This is a genomic window from Treponema sp. UBA7567 (genome assembly GCF_002476655.1).
Classification (GTDB): Bacteria; Spirochaetota; Spirochaetia; order Treponematales; family Treponemataceae; genus Treponema_D.
Genome location: NZ_DLLH01000006.1, coordinates 12,704 through 15,340, shown reverse-complemented (window position 1 = coordinate 15,340; position 2,637 = coordinate 12,704). Strand labels below are relative to the sequence as shown.

Genomic DNA, 2,637 nt, shown 5'->3' with positions numbered 1-2,637 from the left:
GGTCGCTGACAGCATTCGCAGAAAGGCTTAGACCGATTATGGAAACTGTTGGACCGATGATTACCGGTGGCATAAGCCGGTCAATCCATTTTACACCGCAGCATTTTACGATTATTGCGATAATTACATAAACCAGACCTGCCATTACAGCACCGATAATAAGTCCCCAATAACCGACTGTAACAGAAGCAGCTCCGCCAAAAGCGCTGAACATTGAGCCGATAAAAGCGAATGAACTTCCCAAAAATACAGGACTTGAGCTTTTTGTGAACAGAAGGTAAACAAACGTTCCGACTCCGGCGCCGAAAAGGGCCGCAGAGGCGCTAAGTCCGTTTCCAACGATTGCAGGAACTGCGATTGTCGCCGCCATTATTGCAAGCAGCTGCTGAAGCGCAAAAAGGATTACTTTTCCTAAGCTTGGTCTGTCCTTGATTCCATAAATCAATTCCATTTTTTTTCTCCAAAAAATTTAAAAAATAAGGTTGATGTAAATATTTTTTTCAACATCATCTAATTTTATTAAAAAAAAAGACCAGGTTTTAATAAACCCGGTCTTTCGGTAAGTTTACATATTAAACTTATTTAGATTCAACTTTTACACCGTAGATACGTGTACCAGAAGCTTTGATTGTGTAAGCACCAGCTGCTGCTGCATCGAATACGAGTTCTGATTTTGCATCCTGACCGAGATTGTCTACAGAAGCAATCATAGCACCGCTTGGATCAAATACGCCAAATACACGGGCTGGAGTAGCATCGCCGTTTCCAGAGATTGTCAATGTAACTTTTGCAGGAGCTTTTACAACTACTTCGAATGCAGCCTGGAAAACATCTTTGATATTGTCTTTATTAGAAGCTGCTTTGTTCTGAAGGTAGATAGCTGTTCCAAGGTCTTCAGTCTTGAATTTTGCTTTTCCTGCAACTGCGGCAAATTCTGCGTCCAATGGATTAGAAACTGGGTCAAGAATGAAACGATCATCGATTACTGTATCGTTTGTACCAATATCTGAAAGTGGAATAGATTTCCATTCCCATACAGAAGCGTTTCCTGAGGCTGCTGGTACAGCTGCTGGAGCTGAAGCCTCTGAAGAAGCTCCAGATGTAGATCCACAAGATGCGAGCATTGCAACTGCTGCAAGTGCTGCGATAGCTGTTGTTACTTTTGTAACTAATTTCATTTTTATATCTCCTCCTTAATTGAGATATTTATATTCTAATCTTCCTTTAACAATTTTTCCTGTCTTTATTTTGTAAAATTACGATATTTTACCGTTTTTTAACGTTGCAGATTGTTAAAGCCTGGTACAATCGGTGCAGAGAATCTTTTTTTCATCTGCGCGAAAAACTCATCGGCGGTTTTATCATCAACTGGCGCTGGAGGTTCATAGTATTTTACAAGGCTTGAAGGAATTTCTTCAAGAAAACGGCTAGGTGTACATTCAACGACAGACTGCATGTGCCTTCGCTTTAAGCATGATGAAATGTAAAGTTTGTCTCTCGCACGCGTAATTGCAACATAAAAAAGCCTTCTTTCTTCTTCGACGGCCGCATTTCCGCCTTCGTCAACTGCGCGTCCGTGGGGAATAAGTCCTTCTTCGCAGCCGATTATAAAAACGACCGGAAATTCAAGTCCTTTTGAAGCGTGAATCGTCATAAGGTTGACTTTTCCGTGATCCTCTTCGTCGTCCATGTCGTCGCGCGACAAAAGCGTGATTCTGTTTAAATAATTGTAAAGAGTCGGATCTTGAGTTTCCGGGTTGTTTTCCCACATTTCGATTGAATTGATTAAGGACTCGATATTTAGAAACTTGAATCTGGCTGCTTTTTCTGATTTTGGATTTTCTGAAATAAGATAGTCAAAATAGTGGATGTCTTCGACCATTTTGCGCACTTTTTTTGAAAGTCCGTGTCCGCCTAGCATGCTTTTGTTTGAATCTATAATATCTATAAAATCCTTGAGAGAATCTTTAGTTCCCTCAGAAAAATCAAGTCCATCGTCTATTCCGTATTTTGACGGAGAAGTTTGCATAAAAAGGTCTGCTTCGTCTTCCGGAACTTCAAGAAGAGATTTTATGGCTTCGTAAAGCGAGCAGCTCAAATTTTTTGCAATTTGATTTAATTTTTCAATTGTCGCCCGTCCGATTCCCCGTCTTGGCGCATTTATAATCCTTAAAAGATTCACATCGTCATCGTGGTTGGAAATTACGCGGAGATACGAGATTATGTCTTTTATTTCTTTTCGTTGAAAGAATGAAGTTCCGCCGCTCATCGTATAAGGAATGTTTTCCTGCAAAAAGGCTTCTTCAATTGCGCGCGACTGAGTGTTTGCCCTCAATAAGACGCAAAAATCGTCATATTTGCGTTTTTCTTCGGCAGAAATCGCCTGAATTGTTTCTACAACAAAGTCTGCTTCGGCTGTTTCGTTGTCCGGACTATAAACTTCAATCGGCTTGCCTTCTCCTTTTCCAGACCAGAGCTGCTTGTCCTTTCGGTTTGTGTTGTGCTTGATTACTCCGTTTGCCGCCGCAAGAATTGTTCCTGTCGAGCGGTAATTTTGCTCGAGGCGGATTTCTTTTACAGCAGGAAAGTCTTTTTCAAAATTGACTATGTTTTGGTAGTCTGCTCCTCGCCATGAAT

3 protein-coding genes are annotated in these 2,637 nt (G+C 41.0%); all 3 read right to left on the bottom strand.

Annotation, left to right across the window (positions count from 1 at the left end; translation table 11 throughout):
• On the bottom strand, positions 1-451 hold a 451-nt coding region (locus B3Y13_RS00465; protein WP_296691931.1), incomplete at its 3' end, for a solute carrier family 23 protein.
• Positions 452-578: 127 nt separating this feature from the next.
• Entirely contained in the window at positions 579-1,178 is a 600-nt protein-coding gene (locus tag B3Y13_RS00460; RefSeq protein WP_296668160.1) for a pre-peptidase C-terminal domain-containing protein, read from the bottom strand.
• 98 nt (positions 1,179-1,276) lie between these two features.
• Positions 1,277-2,637 (bottom strand): ATP-dependent helicase (locus B3Y13_RS00455; protein WP_296691928.1); only part of this gene is annotated, 1,361 nt, incomplete at its 5' end.